Genomic DNA, 16,515 nt, shown 5'->3' with positions numbered 1-16,515 from the left:
ATGTAAGCAACGGTTTTTATTATTGTTCTTTTTTCACTTTCACGCGAGGTAATATTTTTTGTAACGGTACTTTTCGAACTCTTTCCCATGTAGCGGGATTCATTGGGTCATATTGCTCTAAGAAAGCGATAACTTCTTTCGTAATTGGCGTTGGAGTAGAAGCACCTGCTGTAACAGCTACGTTTTCTACACCTTGTAGCCACTCTAATTGAATTTCGCTTACATCAGCAACTCGATATGCTTTTGTACCCGCGATTTCTTGTGATACTTGTGCTAAGCGATTTGAATTGTTACTTTTCGGATCACCAACAACAATTGTTAAGTCTGCAACATCAGCTTGTTTAGCGACAGCTTCTTGGCGAACTTGAGTAGCTAAACAAATTTCTTTATGGAATTCTGCTGTTGGGAATTTTTTTTGAATGTCCTCCATTAAATGTTGAACATCCCATTGACTCATCGTTGTTTGATTTGTTACTAAAATTTTATCTGTTGGGATTTCTAATGTTTTTAAATCATCGGCTCTTTCGATAAGGTGAACGATGTCAGGTGCAATACCAACTGCGCCTTCTGGCTCTGGATGATTTTTTTTACCGATATAAATGACATGATACCCTTCCGCTTTCTTAGCTTCGATAAGGTCATGCGTCTTGGTAACATCTGGGCAAGTGGCATCGATTGTTGTTAAACCTTTTTCTTTTGCGCGTTGTTTAACTTCTGGAGAAACACCGTGTGCTGTGAAAATAACAGTACCAGAATCAATTTTATCTAAAATTTCTAAGCGACTTGGACCGTCTAATGTGATGATTCCATCTTCTTCAAAAGCGTCTGTAACATGTTTATTGTGAACAATCATACCTAAAATATAAATGGGTCTCGGCAATGATTTATCTAATGCAGCGTTACGTGCAATTACCATTGCATCGACAACACCGTAGCAATAACCACGAGGGGAAATTTTAACAATTTTCATATGAGTAATCCTCTCCTTCTAAACAAGGGATACTTTTGTGCATAGTCTTTTACATTATAAAGGAGGAGTGGATAGAAAACAAAGGATTGTTACACATATAGTTTTGGTTTTGTTGCTGTTTGTTGAACTGGTTCTTTCGGTAACTCTTTTTCTATTACAGGTTCAATCACTATTTTCTTTCGTTTTCGTTTCTTTTTTTGAGGTGCAGGAGGCGGACTTTCTACCTCAACTGGCTCTGTTACATTTTCCGTTTGATTTTCTTCCGTACTTTTTCCAGAGGTGAGGATTTTAACAATGCTTGGTAGACTACGCATAATAGGACCATACTGTTCGACGACAGGACCTACAGATTGAACGACTTGGGATACTTTTTCGATGTTGTTTATCATATTAGTAGGATTCGAAATTAAGTTCGAAAAGAAACTGCCGATGCCACTGCTTGCTGTTGCCGCAGCTGTAGTTGCGCCGCCGCGCGTTTCATTTGATTCATACATTTGAGGCGGTATCATTTGCTCAGGGTGTTGCTGCATGTATGGTTGATATTGTGGATGTTGCTGCTGATATTGTTGGTGGTATTGCTGCTGATATTGCTGTTGATATTGTGGCGGTGGTGGTTGCTGATGCATCATCGGTTGCCCCTCCATTTGTCGGTAAGGTGGAACCATTTGCATAAAAGGCTCGGTTGGATCGTGTTTTTTAAAAAGCTTAGCAAGAAAACCTTTCTTTTTGTGTGCCATTGGTGGTAGTTGTGGAATTGGATATGGTGTATAAGGTTGTTGCCCTGGATTCGGATACATTTGCCTTGTAGGGGATTTCGGAAACATGTGAGAAATCCTCCTTTCTTCAGTTAGGTATATACACATACAATATGCAATAAAAGGGAAGAAGGTTAGTTTTTGAAGTGAAAACCTAAACTAAAGATGGATTTTACTTGTAGATTTCGATATAATGTAGACTTGACTGATTTGTGCGCGCAGTAGAAATTTTAGAAAGAAGGTGTAACTTATGACACAACAAACTTTTACACAGTATGATTTTAAACCATTTTTAATAGATGCAGTTCGTGAACTACGCTTTACAGAGCCGACAGGAATTCAGCAGAAAATTTTCCCGGTCGTGAAAAAAGGTGTAAGTGTAATTGGACAATCCCAAACAGGTTCTGGGAAAACACATGCATACTTACTTCCTACATTAAACAGAATTAATGCAAGTCGTGAAGAAGTACAACTTGTTATTACAGCGCCTACTCGTGAGTTAGCACAACAAATTTACGAAGAAATCGTGAAATTAACAAAGTTTTGTGCGGAAGACCAAATGATTACAGCACGTTGTTTAATTGGTGGAACTGATAAACAACGCTCAATTGAAAAGTTGAAAAAACAACCTCATATCGTAGTTGGAACACCAGGACGTATTAAAGATTTAGTAGAAGAGCAAGCATTATTTGTTCATAAAGCAAATACGATTATTGTCGATGAAGCAGACTTAATGCTTGATATGGGATTCATTCATGATGTAGATAAAATTGCAGCACGCATGCCTAAAAACTTGCAAATGTTAGTTTTCTCTGCAACAATTCCTCAAAAACTAAAACCGTTTCTGAAGAAGTATATGGAGAATCCAGAGCATATTCATATCAATCCAAAACAAGTTGCAGCTGGAAACATTGAACACTATTTAGTGCCTTCTAAACATCGTAATAAAATTGATTTAGTGCATAAAATGCTACTTCAATTTAAACCGTATTTAGCAGTTGTTTTCACGAATACGAAAAAGATGGCAGACCAAGTTGCTGATGGATTAATGGAACGCGGCTTAAAAGTTGGACGAATTCACGGGGATTTATCACCACGTGATCGTAAAAAAATGATGAAACAAATTCGTGACCTTGAATTCCAATATATTGTTGCGACTGATTTAGCAGCACGTGGTATTGATATTGAAGGGATTAGCCATGTTATTAACTATGAGCTACCATCAGATTTAGATTTCTTCGTTCACCGCGTTGGAAGAACAGCACGTGCGGGGCATTCTGGTATTGCAGTGACGATATATGATCCAGCAAACGAAGAAGCGTTAGATAGTTTAGAAAAACAACGTCATATTGAGTTCAAGCATGTAGATTTACGCGGAGATGAGTGGGCCGATTTAGGTGAGCGTCGTCGTCGTAAGAGCCGTAAAAAACCAAATGACGAACTTGATGTTATGGCAACGAAAGTTATTAAAAAACCGAAAAAAGTAAAACCAAACTATAAACGTAAACTTGCAACAGAACGTGACAAAGTGAAGAAAAAATATGGCAATAAAAAAAGATAAGGGGTTTCCCTTATCTTTTTTTTATCCCGCTATTTGTGGGAGGTGTAATCAATATGGATAGAAAAGTATTGATTAAAGTTTCACTTAATCCAGCTAATTTAAATGAAAAGTATAGTCTGTATAAATAGTCATATAAATTTGTGTAGTGCATCTTTTGTGAACAAACAATTCACTACATATTTCTACAAATTATGCTATCATTATATCTATTGTATATTGAAGAGGTGATTGTATGTTAAAGATTGGATCTCATGTTTCCATGAGTGGTAAGAAAATGTTATTAGCAGCAAGTGAAGAGGCTGTTTCATACGGTGCAACAACGTTTATGATTTATACAGGTGCACCGCAAAATACACGAAGAAAACCAATTGAAGAATTGAACATAGAAGCAGGAAGAAAACATATGGAGCTGAACGGAATTGAGGAAATTATCGTCCATGCGCCGTATATTATTAATGTTGGGAATACGACGAAGCCAGAAACATTCCAATTAGGCGTAGACTTTCTTCGCATGGAAATTGAAAGAACATCGGCATTAGGTGTAGCGAAACAAATTGTTCTTCACCCAGGAGCGCACGTTGGTGCTGGAGCGGATGCTGGTATTCAACAAATTATTAAAGGGCTTAATGAAGTATTAACGCCAGAACAGACGGTTAACATTGCGTTAGAGACGATGGCAGGAAAGGGAACAGAATGCGGTCGTAGCTTTGAAGAAATTGCAAAAATTATTGATGGTGTAAAATATAATGAAAAGCTATCTGTATGCTTTGATACATGTCATACGCACGATGCAGGATATGATATTGTAAATGACTTTGACGGCGTATTAAACGAATTTGATAAAATCGTTGGTATAGATCGTTTACAAGTACTTCATATTAATGATAGTAAAAATATACGCGGAGCAGGAAAAGACCGTCATGAAAACATTGGATTTGGTCACATTGGGTATAAAGCATTGCATCACATTGTACATCATCCACAGTTAATGCATGTACCAAAAATTCTTGAAACACCGTATGTAGGGGAAGATAAAAAAGATAAGAAGCCGCCATACAAATTGGAAATCGAAATGCTGAAAAACGGCACTTTTGATGAAGGGCTTCTTGAAAAAATTAAAGCGCAATAAGGAGGGGGAAATCCCCTCCTTATTTTAGTAGTTGCTGAAATAATGTATTTACTTGTTGGGCAGTGGCAGGGGAAGTTACTTTTGCGATTTGTTTTAAGAGCTCTAGTCGCTCGTTGTTATCGTAAATATTAATATTTTTACCCTTCATAAGTAAAACGATTTGATCAGCTTGTGCGGCTGTAATGGGAACTTCATATTCTTTGCTATATTTTAATAACTCTTTTGTAGAAATATGATTTAATTTTTTATTAACAATTTGTTTAATGAGGTTCATCTTATTATCCTCCTTCACGCGTTCTTCTATCGAAATATATGAGCATATAGCTTGTACATATTCGTATGGAGTTTCTTTTTTCATGAGGAAAAGAAGCGTATGTTATAATATAAGGACAAAACTACAGAAAAAGAGTAAAGGGAGGACTTATGGAGCAAAAGCAACATCGAAAAGAAAGTGTTATTCATCTCATTTATCGTTTAGTTATGATTATTTTTGGAGCAGCATGCGCGGCGGTAGCAATTGAACTATTTTTAATGCCAAATAAAATTATTGATGGTGGAATTATTGGTATTTCTCTTATATTAGATTATCTTACTCCTAACATTTGGTGGTTAAGTTTTTCTACTTTAGTCGTTGTTCTCAATATCCCATTTATGTATTCCGGTTATAAGCAAATTGGAAAAACATTTATGTTATCTTCGACATTTGGTATTGTAGCGTTAGCTTTCATTGAGTCAACGTTACATGCGGTACCACCATTTACAACAGAACCTATTTTAGCGACAGTGTTTGGTGGTCTTATTTTAGGTCTTGGTGTAGGACTTGTAATTCGTCATGGTGGATCGCTAGATGGAACTGAAATTATGGGGATTTTATTAACGAAGAAATTACCGTTCTCTGTTGGTGAATTCGTAATGTTTGTGAACTTATTTATTTTTGCATGGGCAGCATTTGTGTTTGGTGTGGAACAAGCGATGTATTCTGTTATGACGTACTATATCGCATTTAAAACGATCGATACAGTAATTCAAGGGTTAGATGAAACGAAGGCGGTTTTAATTGTATCTGATCAATATGAGGAAGTATCAAACGCGATTTTGCATCGTCTTGGCCGTGGAACTACAAAGCTTGTAGCGAAAGGTGGTTACACGGATAAAGAAAAAGAAGTTATTTATGCAGTTGTAACGCGTCTAGAAGTGACGAAGTTAAAATCAATTGTGCATGAAATTGATGAAAATGCGTTTGTTACGATTATGAGCACGCAAGAGACAAATGGTGGTAAGTTTAAATCGGCTATTCACTAAAAAGTTTATAGGAATATTTTTCGAAAGCAGAGAATTTTTCTCTGCTTTTTGTTATAATAGTAAGGTTTCTTGAAAAAATAGATATATTTTAGGCAGATTGGTTTACAACTATAATAAGCTGTACTATAATTCAAATAGATATAAATCGGAATCATTCTGAATTAAAATAGGTGAGATGCTATGAATAATATATTAGAAATTGAAGGTTTAACATTCCGATACGAAGATCGGAATGTGTTAGAAAATATTAATTTGCAAGTTCCGAAGGGAGCTTTTTTAGGTTTAGTGGGACCGAATGGTTCAGGTAAATCAACTTTACTTAAGTGTTTATTAGGTGTTTTAAAGCCAAAAGAAGGAAGCATTCGCGTGTTTGGCGTTGATAGTAAGAAGTTTAAGGAATGGAACAAAGTTGGTTATGTATCCCAAAAGGCAAATAGTTTCAATTCTGGTTTTCCAGCAACTGTTTCTGAAGTTGTGTCAATGGGACTTGTTTCGAAAAAAGGGCTTTTTCGCTTTTTCACAAAAGAGGATAAGAAAAAGGTAGAAAAAGCAATTGCTGATGTAGGGATGAGTGAGTTTCAAGGTCGTAACATTGGAGAGCTTTCTGGTGGACAGCAACAGCGTGTATTTATTGCTCGTGCGCTCGTTAGTGATCCTGAATTGCTTATTTTGGACGAGCCTACTGTTGGAATCGATGTGAAAAATGTGGAAAGTTTTTACGAAATATTAGAGGATTTAAACAAAAGGCTCGGGATCACATTAATTCTTGTTACTCATGATATGGGAGCTGTTACTGAAAAAGTAACACATGTTGCATGCCTAAACCAACATCTACATTTCCATGGGAATGTAGAGAAGTTCCGAGAGTTAGAAGATGCAGAAATGTCCGTCTTATATGGACATCATGTTCATCGTTTAGAACACGAACATGAGCATCACGGGAGGATATAATGATACAAGATTTTTTACAATATGACTTTTTACGTAATTCTTTATACGCAGGTATTTTAATTGGACTTGTTGCACCGTTAATTGGTGTGTTTGTTGTTATTCGTCGTTTATCTCTTATTGCGGATGCATTAAGTCACGTGACGTTATCGGGTATTGCAGCAAGTTTATTACTTGAAAAAACCATTTTTACAGGTGGGTTTTTAAACCCCTTATATATGGGGATGATTTTCTCGATTGGTGGAGCGCTACTAATCGAAAAGTTACGAACTGTATATAAGCACTATCAAGAATTAGCAATTCCAATTATCCTTTCGGCAGGGATGGGGGTTGGAGTTATTTTCATTTCACTTGCAAATGGATTTAACACAGACTTATTTAGTTATTTATTTGGTAGTGTCAGTGCTGTAACAAGTACAGATTTAATTATTATTGGGATTGTAGCAATTGTTGTTGTTGCGACAATTATTTTATTATATAAAGAGCTGTTTCTATTATCATTTGATGAGGAATACGCAGTATCAACTGGTTTAAGAGCGAAATGGATTCACTTTATTTTCATTATATTAGTTGCTCTTGTCATTGCAGTATCAATGCGTGTAGTGGGGGTTCTTCTTGTATCATCATTAATGACGTTACCAGTTGCAGCAAGTATTCGTATTGCTAAAGGATTTAAACAAACAATTTTCTTTTCCATTTTATTTGGTGAAATTGCAGTAATTGGTGGAATGTTTGCTTCGTATCAACTTGATCTAGCGCCAGGTGGTACAATTGTTATGATAGCAGTTCTTATTTTAATCGGTGCGATTTTATGGAAGAAGAAAAAAACTGCATAAAGTAGGGATAGGTATGAATCTAACAGAAGCTTTACGCCTAATGAAAGAAAAAGGATACAAACATACTGGAAAAAGAGAAGAGATGCTCAGATTATTTGCAGCACATAATCGTTATTTAACTGCGAAAGACGTTTTAGAGCATATGAAGGACGATTATCCGGGGCTTAGTTTTGATACGATTTATCGTAACTTAACAGTTTTTGCTGAGATTGGTGTTTTAGAACAAACGGAATTAAATGGTGAAAAACATTTTCGTTTTACTTGTTCTATTATGGAACATCATCATCATTTTATTTGTTTGGATTGTGGGGGAACGAAAGAGATTACTTCCTGCCCAATGGATTTTATGAATAAAGATTTTACCGGTTATGAAGTAACAGGGCATAAGTTTGAAATATATGGTCGTTGTCCAAAATGTGCAAAGTAAAAGCTCGTCGGTTATATAACTGACGAGCTTTTTTACGTAGAAAAGAAGGTTGCTCACAAATGTTGTGGCAACCTTCTTTTTATTGTTCTTGTGTCTCTTTTTCTTTTTCTCGTTCAGCAGCCATTTCAGCAGCAATTACGTCGATTTCTTTTTTCAGTTCTTCTACCATTGTTTCTTCTGGTACTTTACGAACGACTTGCCCTTTACGGAATAATAATCCCTCTCCACGTGCACCGGCAATACCGATATCAGCTTCACGAGCTTCACCAGGGCCATTTACAGCGCAACCAAGTACTGCAACTTTAATTGGTACTTGAAGTGTAGAGATGTATTCTTCCACTTCGTTAGCGATGCTAATTAAATCGATTTCAATACGACCACAAGTTGGACAAGAGATAAGTGTTGCTGCGTTAGACGCAAGACCGAATGATTTTAATAGTTCACGAGCAACTTTTACTTCTTCAACTGGATCAGCACTTAATGAAATACGTAGTGTATTTCCGATACCTTTATTTAAGATTGCTCCAAGACCAGCAGCGCTTTTTACAGTTCCGGCAAACAATGTTCCGGACTCTGTAATACCTAAATGTAATGGATAATCAAAAGCACGAGCAGCTTTCTCGTATGCTTCAATTGCTAAGTTAACATCAGAGGCTTTCATAGATACGATAATATCGTGGAAATCTAAGTCCTCTAAAATTTTAATATGATGTAGCGCACTCTCAACCATACCATCTGCAGTTGGGTACCCGTACTTTTCTAAAATGTGACGCTCTAATGAACCAGCGTTTACACCAATACGGATTGGAATACCGCGCTCTTTTGCTGCATTTACAACAGCTTCTACTTTATGGCGACGACCAATGTTACCTGGATTGATACGTACTTTATCAATGCCACCTTCAATTGCTTTTAAAGCAAGGCGATAATCAAAATGAATATCAGCAACAAGTGGAATGTTGATTTGTTTTTTTATATCAGCAATAGCATCTGCTGCGCGTTCATCTGGAACGGCAACGCGGACGACTTGACAGCCGGCTTCTTCTAAACGCTTAATTTCAGCAACTGTTGCTTCAACATCATGTGTTTTTGTTGTTGTCATACTTTGTATAATTAATTCATTATTACCGCCGATTGTTAAATTACCGACTTTAACTGGACGTGTTTTTGTACGATGAGTCATTTCATTCACGAATAGATCGCTCTCCTTATAAAAGAAGTTTCTTATTTAGTCCCTCATATCAATGATAGTATACGTGATATAGGGCTATAGAAACCGAAGTACTCGGTTTCACTTTTACTATTGTATCAGCGCCTTTATGTAATTGACAAGGATTAAGTGATAGCTTATTGATATAAGGGGAATTTATAAGACTTTCCAATTTGTATTTTTGTAGCAGATGTACTTTTGTTTAATTGTTTAAAGTCGTCAATGACTTTTTCTATGGAAGGAATTTTTTTCTTGTTAATTTGTTCTGTAATAGAAAGAACTGTCTCACCAGTTTTTACTTCAATTGTTTTATAAGATACATCCGTTTCTTTTTCTGTTTTGTTCTCTTTATTTTGTTGACTGTCTGTGTTTTCTTTTTTAATCGTTTGAGCAGCAGTTGTTTTTTTATATGAACTTAACATCGGTAAAGTACCGATTTTTATATCGTAATAAAATATATAACCGAGAACAAGCACGAATAGGAATATACCTAATCTCTTCATATTCTTCACTCCTTTGCTAGGAATATATGCTTGTCCAAAAAAAAAATGCCTATTTAGGCATTTTTTTTCGTTCTTATTTTTCTTTCGGTTTTGGAACTTCTTTAATCGTTAAGTACAGAACAATTAAAACAACTGCGATATAGATGAATGTTGATCCAGGTACGACAATCTTACATGCATCCATAATCATAAAGAAGATTGTTGGGATTGTGTAGCTGTATGCAGTTAGTGTCCAAACTTGTTTATAGGATAGTTTACGTTGACCGCTCATAGCAGAACCGATGAACGCAAGTAAAGTCACACCTACAAAAGTGATGAATAATTGGAATAGGTACACTAAGAATCCAATAACAAATAATAAAATTGGATAAATATTATCAAATAAAGAAATAAATTCTTGTAGATCTTTTTTCTCAAGAGATGCACCTAACAAATCGTTATAAGAATACGTTTGTATTTGACCATTTCCCATAGAGACTACTTTATCTTTTAAAACAAATAAACCTGTTTTATTTTGATATTTTTCTAGGTCTGTTGAATTTGGATCAAATACGAAAAGTGCATTTCCTTCTTCTTTTTCAATAGGTTGATCAATATCGGCTTTTAGTTCGCCATTTTCAATTTTAAAATCAGGTAAATCTTTATCGATGACTTGATTTACCATGCTTACACCATCTTGGATAAAACTACCGTACAAAAAAGTTCTTGGAATAGTAGTAATTAAGCAAAGTAGCATAATATACAAAATGGTTTTACCGATTTTTTGAAAACGGAATAGCGCCATATCTTTAGGCGAGTATATGCTTTTTACGAATTGGGTAAATATGGACATAGATTCACTTCCTTTATGTATGTATAAAATCATTGTAACGTAGTAATCTAGAGAATCTCAAGATATATTATATTTACATATAGTGGAGATAACTAAATTTCTTTTATTAACTTTCTTCTTTTAAATAAGAAAAATACAATTGACACTTTTCTTTTCTATATGGTAAATTTATCTTACATTTCTTAAAGAGCATATCCGATAGGAATTCCTTTATTTGATATGTTGTTACATACATAATTGTGGACCCTTAGCTCAGCTGGTTAGAGCAGACGGCTCATAACCGTCCGGTCGTAGGTTCGAGTCCTACAGGGTCCATATCCATTTCACATGTTTATTATGTTAGCAGGAAGCTTCCTTGTAGAAGGAAGCTTTTTTTACGGAATATATGAGCATTTTAATTGAAAAGAAGTGGGAATTTTGCTACTTTAATGATAGCAAGACAATGTGATTTATTTGTTTGCACCCTATGGCAATTAGGGTAGAATGAAGTTGTATGTCACTTAAGTGGCAATACATAAACTGGGAGGAATATAACAATGGCAAAACACGAATTACCAAATTTACCTTATGCGTATGATGCTTTAGAGCCTCACTTTGACAAAGAAACAATGAACATCCATCATACAAAACATCACAACACGTACATTACAAACTTAAACGCTGCTTTAGAAGGTCATGCAGAATTAGCTGACAAAAGCGTAGAAGAATTAGTTGCAAACTTAAACGAAGTACCAGAAGCAATCCGTACAGCAGTACGTAACAATGGTGGCGGACATGCTAACCATACATTCTTCTGGACAATCCTATCTCCAAACGGCGGAGGACAACCTGTAGGTGAACTTGCAACTGCAATTGAAGCAAAATTCGGTAGCTTCGATGCATTCAAAGAAGAATTCGCAAAAGCTGGCGCAACTCGCTTCGGTTCTGGTTGGGCTTGGTTAGTAGTAAACAATGGTGAGTTAGAAGTAACAAGCACTCCAAACCAAGATTCTCCTTTAACTGAAGGTAAAACGCCAGTTATCGGTTTAGATGTTTGGGAGCATGCTTACTACTTAAACTACCAAAACCGTCGTCCAGACTACATCGGTGCATTCTGGAACGTTGTAGATTGGAACGCTGCTGAAAAACGTTACCAAGAAGCAAAATAATTGTAACAAATATAGAAAAAGCTAGGGGAGAGCCCCTAGCTTTTTTCTATGCTTTCCTTTTACATAATTGGGCTTGTCTTTGGAAGACTAGAACATGAAGTAAAGGAGAGTTGTGTATGAAATGGAAACATATAATTGGTGACGTTGAAGTGAATCGGGATTTAGTGTTATTGCTCCTTATAGGAGGTTTATACACGCTCGCAATTTCTTTATCGAATACGTTTGTAAATATTTATTTATGGAAACAAACACAAAATTATGTGAATCTTGGCTTGTATAATTTAGCCAGCGTGGTATTACAGCCTCTCACATTTCTTGTAGGGGGGAAATTAGCGAAACGTATCGATCGCTCGATTTTATTACGAATAGGGGTAGGAACGCTCGCAATTTTTTTTATCGTTGTCTTAGTAGCAGGGAAAAGTGCTTCTCAGTATATTCTATTAATGGGGGCTCTTTTAGGAGTAGGATACGGTTTTTACTGGTTGGCTTTTAACTTATTGACATTTGAAATTACAGAACCAGAAACAAGAGATTTCTTTAATGGGTTTCTTGGACTTCTTACATCCTTCTCTGGGATGATTGGACCAATAGCAGCAGGATACACAATTTCACGTATGGAGAAATGGAGTGGCTATACTGTTATATTCTTTCTTTCATTAGTTCTATTTGCAATTGCTGTCGTCTTAAGCTTCTTTTTATCTAAAAGAGAATGTGAAGGGCGTTATGAAATCGTGCAAGTATTGAAAGAACGACGGATTGATAAAAATTGGGGAAAGATTACACGAGCTCATTTTTTCCAAGGATTGAGAGAAGGGACGTTTATTTTTGTCATTTCAGTATATGTTTATTTAGCAACTAATAGTGAGTTCGCATTAGGGAAATACAGTTTAGTGAACTCTGCTGTATCCTTTGTATGTTATTACTTAGTTGCTCGTATGTTAAAGAAGGAGTGGCGAAAAAAAGCAATTTTACTTGGGGGCATTATTTTATATGCTGTCGTCTTTTTAGTTATTTTCAATGTTACATACACGAAATTACTTATTTATGCGGCATGTATTGCGATTGCATATCCTATTTTACTTGTTCCGTACGGATCAATGACATATGACGTAATTGGTAGAGCGAAAAATGCGAGAGAATGGCGTGTGGAATATGTCGTTGTTCGGGAGTTATGGTTAAACGCCGGAAGAATCTGTTCCATTTTAAGTTTTTTATGTGCTGTACTATTCTTTCCACCTGAAAAAAGTTTACCTTACTTATTATGTATTTTAGGTGCTGGACATTTTCTTATTTATTTTGCAGTTAAAAATGTCAAATATGATGAGGGAAATGCGAGTAAAACAAGTGTTGTAACGCAAGAGAACGCGCAAAACCAAACTGAACCAGAAGGTTAACTTCTCGTTTGTTTTATGCTAGAATAGAAAAAGATGTAAGACAGCAGTGAGGACACCTGTATGAGGGTGTCCCTTTCACATTACATAGCTGTTGGTAGAGGGGGTTTGTATGAGCAAGAAGCAGAAGCAAAATAAGAAAAAGACCCACGTTCCTTTTCGATTAAACGTGTTGTTTTTCTGCGTGTTTTTAATGTTCTCCGCGGTTATTGTAAGGCTCGGATATGTACAAATTGTTCGCGGTGAAGAATATAAGAATGAAGTGGAGAAGAAAGAAAACTCAACGATAAGTAATCCTGTACCGCGTGGGAAAATATTTGACCGTTATGGGCGACCTGTAGTAGATAATGCAGCCATTCGTACTATTACATTTACAAAAATGAAGGGATCAACTGCAGAGGATCGCTTAGAAACAGCGAAAAAGCTAGCAGATTTGATTGAAGTACCGACAGATAAATTAACAGATCGCGATAAAAAAGATTATTGGCTTGCTATGCATAAAGAGGAAGCTAAAGAAAAAATTACGAATAAAGATCGTCAAGAGTTTAAAGATAAAAAAATTGATGATAAAGAATTAGACGAGCGTCAGCGAAGTCGTGTAACAGAAGAAGAGATTAATCAATTATCCGCCAAAGATCTAGAAATACTAGCGATTAAGAGTAAGATGGACGGCGGATATGCAATGACACCTCAAGTTATTAAAAAGGATGCTACAGAAAAGGAATATTCGATTATTAGTGAAAACCTAGCAGCATTACCAGGTGTAGATACGAATGTTGATTGGGAGCGAAAATATACGTACGATGATTTATTCCGAAGTGTACTTGGTGGGGTGTCGACATCTGATGAAGGCTTACCGAGAGAAAGACTAGATTACTATCTTGTTCGTGATTACAATCGAAATGACCGAGTAGGAAAAAGTTATCTTGAACAACAGTATGAAGATAGCCTGCATGGTACGAAAGCAGAAGTTAGAAATGTTACAGATAAAAACGGTAATATTTTAGAAACGATTAATGTATCAAAAGGACAAAGTGGTAATGACCTGAACTTAACAATTGATATGGAATTACAAAAGCGCGTGGAAGATATTCTTGCGAAGAATTTAATGAGGTTTAAAGGAAGTGAACCTCTTTTAGATCGCGCATTTGTTGTAATGATGAACCCAAAAAATGGTGAAGTTTTATCTATGGCGGGGAAACAATTAGTTAACGAAGATGGTCAAACGAAAGTAAATGACTTTGCATTAGGTACCATGACAAGTTCTTATCCGATGGGGTCAACTGTAAAAGGTGCAACAGTACTTACTGGATATCAAACTGGTGCGATTCAACCAGGGGCAGTACAATTGGATGAACCAATTAAATTAAAAGGTACACCTACGAAGTCGTCTTGGAAAACGATGGGATACATTAATGACCTTACAGCTTTAAAAATGTCTTCTAACGTTTATATGTTTAAAACAGCGATGAATATCGCCGGTGTTCCATATGTGAGAGGTGGTACGTTAGATATACCTCAAAAAGCATTTGATACGATGCGTTATTATTTCGGACAGTTTGGACTTGGTGTAAAAACAGGAATTGATTTACCGAATGAATCTGCTGGTCAGATGGGTAAGAGTAGTCAACCAGGTTTCTTACTAGATTTATCAATTGGACAGTACGATACGTATACACCGCTTCAATTAGCGCAATATATTTCGACGATTGCCAATGGTGGATATCGTATGCAACCACAAGTTGTAAAAGAAATTCGTCAACCGGCAGTGAAACCAGATGAAGTTGGGAAAGTTGTTCAATCTATGGAACCGAAAGTATTAAATCGTATTGATATGCCGGAATCGCAAATTAAACGTGTTCAAGAAGGATTTAGACAAGTGTATAATGATTCAGGTGGTACAGCTACAAAGTACTTTACAGGTGCAAAATATAAAGCTGCTGGGAAAACTGGTACAGCTCAAACTGTGTATGGCGGAGATAAAGAGATTGGTAGAAATGCAAAAGGTGAACGTGTGGAAACATATAACTTAACATTAGTAGGTTATGCGCCACTTGAAGATCCAGAAGTAGCATTCTCTGTTGTCGTTCCATGGGTACATGATGATAAGACTGGTATTAATGGATATATTGGTCGTGAAATTATGGACGCTTACTTTGATTTGAAAAACAAAGAAGTAAATGGTGAAGCTCCAAAAGATGATAAAGACAATAAAAACAAAGATCAAGATGATGAATAAAAAAGTCGTAAAAAAGCACACTATATGAAAAGATAGTGTGCTTTTTTTTATGGTTTATGCATATCGTGTAATAAATGTGGACAAGTATACAACATTTAAAAAACGCGGCCCTATAAATGATACTTGTATATGGTGGAATAGGGGATAAATATTTTATAGGGAAATCATCAGAGGAAATGAATAGCTACTACTGAATTAAAATTGTATCGTATGTTGATTTTTGTGGAACTTTACAAAACTTTTACAAACAATTAAAACCGAATTAATAGTTTAGCAGTATTCTTATATCTGTAATCCTGTTATTTCCGGTTACTTCTAGGAGGAAGAACACGTGAAATGGATGCATACACCGATTAAGATTTTCGTATTATCAATATGGTTCCTCTGTTTTGAAATGTCTACTGCATTTGCTTTAAATGATACGGGAGAAGTGAGAGTTGATGGATCCTCAACGGTTTTTCCTATTATAGAAGCAGTAGCGGAGGAATATACAAAGGTGCATCCAGACGTGAAAATTTCCATCAGTATTTCTGGAACTGGGGGAGGATTTAATCGTTTCAGTAAAGGAGAAGTAGATATAAATAATGCTTCGAGAGTAATGAAACAAGTCGAGAAAAATGAAATGAAGAAAAACTCTATTCAGTTCACACCTTTTGAGGTTGCTAACGACGGTCTTACGATTGTTGTGAATCGCCATAATACATGGGTAGACGATATGTCAGTAGACGAGTTACGACTACTTTGGAGTGAAGATGGAAGAGAGAAGCGATGGTCACAAATTCATTCAACATGGCCACGTGAACAAGTGAAGTTTTATGCACCAGGCGTAGACTCTGGTACGTATGATTATTTTCAAAATGTCATCTTACAAAATCATCGCATTGTAAAAAAAGTCTCTTTGTCTGAAGATGATCAAGTTATTATACAAGGGGTAATGAATGATAAACATGCCATTGCTTTTGTAGGATATGCTTATTATATGGCTAATCGAGATAAGGTGAAAGCAATAAAAGTAAATGGTGTATTTCCGACGAAAGAGACCATTCAATCAGGTAAGTATAAGCCGTTATCTAGGCCGCTACTTGCTTATGTGAATAATGCATCTATCCGAAATAAAATGAATGTAGCAAACTATGTTGAGTTTATGATTCAGCATGTCGGTAACCTCGCTGAAGAGGTCGGGTATGTAAAATTACGAAAAGAAAAATACAATGAACAGCTGCGTATGTTAACAGAAATAAAAAGGTAATGTCAGGGTGGAAAG

Annotated in this window: 16 protein-coding genes and 1 tRNA gene; 11 read left to right on the top strand and 6 right to left on the bottom strand. The window is 36.0% G+C overall.

Features of this window, described 5'->3' with window-relative positions:
- Nucleotides 1-19 precede the first annotated feature (19 nt).
- Nucleotides 20-970, bottom strand: a complete 951-nt coding sequence (locus BHV55_RS21505) for a 4-hydroxy-3-methylbut-2-enyl diphosphate reductase (RefSeq protein ID WP_000706659.1) — start codon at nt 968-970, stop codon at nt 20-22.
- 89 nt (nt 971-1,059) lie between these two features.
- Entirely contained in the window at nt 1,060-1,794 is a 735-nt protein-coding gene (locus tag BHV55_RS21500; protein ID WP_070756953.1) for a YqfQ family protein, read from the bottom strand.
- Between the two features lie 181 nt (nt 1,795-1,975).
- On the opposite strand from BHV55_RS21500, the gene BHV55_RS21495 reads away from it, so the two are divergent.
- Both BHV55_RS21495 and BHV55_RS21490 read left to right on the top strand, forming a co-directional pair.
- Nucleotides 1,976-3,286: a DEAD/DEAH box helicase gene (locus BHV55_RS21495; RefSeq protein WP_000194015.1), complete on the top strand. Its 1,311-nt coding sequence runs from the start codon at nt 1,976-1,978 to the stop codon at nt 3,284-3,286.
- Nucleotides 3,287-3,518: 232 nt separating this feature from the next.
- Nucleotides 3,519-4,415, top strand: coding sequence for a deoxyribonuclease IV (locus tag BHV55_RS21490; RefSeq protein ID WP_000912456.1), 897 nt, complete (start codon nt 3,519-3,521; stop codon nt 4,413-4,415).
- A gap of 19 nt (nt 4,416-4,434) precedes the next feature.
- Here BHV55_RS21490 and BHV55_RS21485 read toward each other — a convergent pair whose 3' ends face one another.
- Nucleotides 4,435-4,689 carry a DUF2624 domain-containing protein gene (locus BHV55_RS21485; protein ID WP_001048954.1) on the bottom strand — a complete coding sequence of 85 codons (255 nt, stop codon included), beginning with the start codon at nt 4,687-4,689 and terminating at the stop codon, nt 4,435-4,437.
- A gap of 149 nt (nt 4,690-4,838) precedes the next feature.
- Here BHV55_RS21485 and BHV55_RS21480 point away from each other — a divergent pair, with 149 nt between their 5' ends.
- From BHV55_RS21480 to BHV55_RS21465, 4 genes are all read left to right on the top strand, one after another.
- Nucleotides 4,839-5,717: a YitT family protein gene (locus BHV55_RS21480; RefSeq protein WP_000435963.1), complete on the top strand. Its 879-nt coding sequence runs from the start codon at nt 4,839-4,841 to the stop codon at nt 5,715-5,717.
- Between the two features lie 180 nt (nt 5,718-5,897).
- On the top strand, nt 5,898-6,668 hold the full coding sequence (locus BHV55_RS21475; protein WP_001059662.1) for a metal ABC transporter ATP-binding protein: 771 nt from the start codon (nt 5,898-5,900) through the stop codon (nt 6,666-6,668).
- The gene (locus BHV55_RS21470; protein WP_000613815.1) at nt 6,668-7,501 is read left to right on the top strand and encodes a metal ABC transporter permease; all 834 of its coding nucleotides are present in this window, start codon (nt 6,668-6,670) and stop codon (nt 7,499-7,501) included. The genes BHV55_RS21475 and BHV55_RS21470 overlap by 1 nt, the downstream gene beginning before the upstream one ends.
- Before the next feature lie 13 nt (nt 7,502-7,514).
- Nucleotides 7,515-7,928 carry a Fur family transcriptional regulator gene (locus BHV55_RS21465; RefSeq protein ID WP_001054516.1) on the top strand — a complete coding sequence of 138 codons (414 nt, stop codon included), beginning with the start codon at nt 7,515-7,517 and terminating at the stop codon, nt 7,926-7,928.
- 79 nt (nt 7,929-8,007) lie between these two features.
- Here BHV55_RS21465 and ispG read toward each other — a convergent pair whose 3' ends face one another.
- From ispG to yqgB, 3 genes are all read right to left on the bottom strand, one after another.
- A complete protein-coding gene (gene ispG, locus BHV55_RS21460; RefSeq protein ID WP_153577907.1) occupies nt 8,008-9,111 on the bottom strand; it encodes a flavodoxin-dependent (E)-4-hydroxy-3-methylbut-2-enyl-diphosphate synthase in 1,104 nt (367 codons plus the stop codon).
- Between the two features lie 164 nt (nt 9,112-9,275).
- Nucleotides 9,276-9,641 (bottom strand): protein YqfZ, encoded by a 366-nt coding sequence (yqfZ, locus tag BHV55_RS21455; protein WP_000825416.1) that lies wholly within the window; start codon nt 9,639-9,641, stop codon nt 9,276-9,278.
- Nucleotides 9,642-9,714: 73 nt separating this feature from the next.
- Nucleotides 9,715-10,473, bottom strand: a complete 759-nt coding sequence (gene yqgB, locus BHV55_RS21450; RefSeq protein ID WP_000021899.1) for a protein YqgB — start codon at nt 10,471-10,473, stop codon at nt 9,715-9,717.
- 241 nt (nt 10,474-10,714) lie between these two features.
- Between yqgB and BHV55_RS21445 the strand changes: the two genes are divergently transcribed.
- From BHV55_RS21445 to BHV55_RS21425, 5 genes are all read left to right on the top strand, one after another.
- Nucleotides 10,715-10,788 (top strand) — tRNA-Ile (locus BHV55_RS21445).
- Nucleotides 10,789-11,009: 221 nt separating this feature from the next.
- Nucleotides 11,010-11,621, top strand: a complete 612-nt coding sequence (sodA, locus tag BHV55_RS21440; RefSeq protein ID WP_001052031.1) for a superoxide dismutase [Mn] — start codon at nt 11,010-11,012, stop codon at nt 11,619-11,621.
- A gap of 116 nt (nt 11,622-11,737) precedes the next feature.
- Nucleotides 11,738-13,015, top strand: coding sequence for an MFS transporter (locus BHV55_RS21435; protein ID WP_000871385.1), 1,278 nt, complete (start codon nt 11,738-11,740; stop codon nt 13,013-13,015).
- A 109-nt stretch (nt 13,016-13,124) separates the two neighbouring features.
- On the top strand, nt 13,125-15,251 hold the full coding sequence (locus tag BHV55_RS21430) for a peptidoglycan D,D-transpeptidase FtsI family protein (RefSeq protein ID WP_000038982.1): 2,127 nt from the start codon (nt 13,125-13,127) through the stop codon (nt 15,249-15,251).
- A gap of 331 nt (nt 15,252-15,582) precedes the next feature.
- Nucleotides 15,583-16,500, top strand: a complete 918-nt coding sequence (locus tag BHV55_RS21425; protein WP_048567744.1) for a PstS family phosphate ABC transporter substrate-binding protein — start codon at nt 15,583-15,585, stop codon at nt 16,498-16,500.
- Nucleotides 16,501-16,515 lie beyond the last annotated feature (15 nt).

The sequence above is a fragment of the Bacillus sp. RZ2MS9 genome (genome assembly GCF_001816185.2).
Lineage (GTDB): Bacteria > Bacillota > Bacilli > Bacillales > Bacillaceae_G > Bacillus_A > Bacillus_A cereus.
The sequence above is the reverse complement of the archived record's forward strand: the minus strand, read 5'-3'. Positions and strand labels throughout refer to the sequence as shown.

What these genes read in the sequence shown, in the direction of transcription:
- BHV55_RS21505 (WP_000706659.1), bottom strand. Translation starts at nt 970, where the DNA reads ATGAAAATTGTTAAAATTTCCCCTCGTGGTTATTGCTACGGTGTTGTC.
- BHV55_RS21500 (WP_070756953.1), bottom strand. Translation starts at nt 1,794, where the DNA reads ATGTTTCCGAAATCCCCTACAAGGCAAATGTATCCGAATCCAGGGCAA.
- BHV55_RS21495 (WP_000194015.1), top strand. Translation starts at nt 1,976, where the DNA reads ATGACACAACAAACTTTTACACAGTATGATTTTAAACCATTTTTAATA.
- BHV55_RS21490 (WP_000912456.1), top strand. Translation starts at nt 3,519, where the DNA reads ATGTTAAAGATTGGATCTCATGTTTCCATGAGTGGTAAGAAAATGTTA.
- BHV55_RS21485 (WP_001048954.1), bottom strand. Translation starts at nt 4,689, where the DNA reads ATGAACCTCATTAAACAAATTGTTAATAAAAAATTAAATCATATTTCT.
- BHV55_RS21480 (WP_000435963.1), top strand. Translation starts at nt 4,839, where the DNA reads ATGGAGCAAAAGCAACATCGAAAAGAAAGTGTTATTCATCTCATTTAT.
- BHV55_RS21475 (WP_001059662.1), top strand. Translation starts at nt 5,898, where the DNA reads ATGAATAATATATTAGAAATTGAAGGTTTAACATTCCGATACGAAGAT.
- BHV55_RS21470 (WP_000613815.1), top strand. Translation starts at nt 6,668, where the DNA reads ATGATACAAGATTTTTTACAATATGACTTTTTACGTAATTCTTTATAC.
- BHV55_RS21465 (WP_001054516.1), top strand. Translation starts at nt 7,515, where the DNA reads ATGAATCTAACAGAAGCTTTACGCCTAATGAAAGAAAAAGGATACAAA.
- ispG (WP_153577907.1), bottom strand. Translation starts at nt 9,111, where the DNA reads ATGACTCATCGTACAAAAACACGTCCAGTTAAAGTCGGTAATTTAACA.
- yqfZ (WP_000825416.1), bottom strand. Translation starts at nt 9,641, where the DNA reads ATGAAGAGATTAGGTATATTCCTATTCGTGCTTGTTCTCGGTTATATA.
- yqgB (WP_000021899.1), bottom strand. Translation starts at nt 10,473, where the DNA reads ATGTCCATATTTACCCAATTCGTAAAAAGCATATACTCGCCTAAAGAT.
- sodA (WP_001052031.1), top strand. Translation starts at nt 11,010, where the DNA reads ATGGCAAAACACGAATTACCAAATTTACCTTATGCGTATGATGCTTTA.
- BHV55_RS21435 (WP_000871385.1), top strand. Translation starts at nt 11,738, where the DNA reads ATGAAATGGAAACATATAATTGGTGACGTTGAAGTGAATCGGGATTTA.
- BHV55_RS21430 (WP_000038982.1), top strand. Translation starts at nt 13,125, where the DNA reads ATGAGCAAGAAGCAGAAGCAAAATAAGAAAAAGACCCACGTTCCTTTT.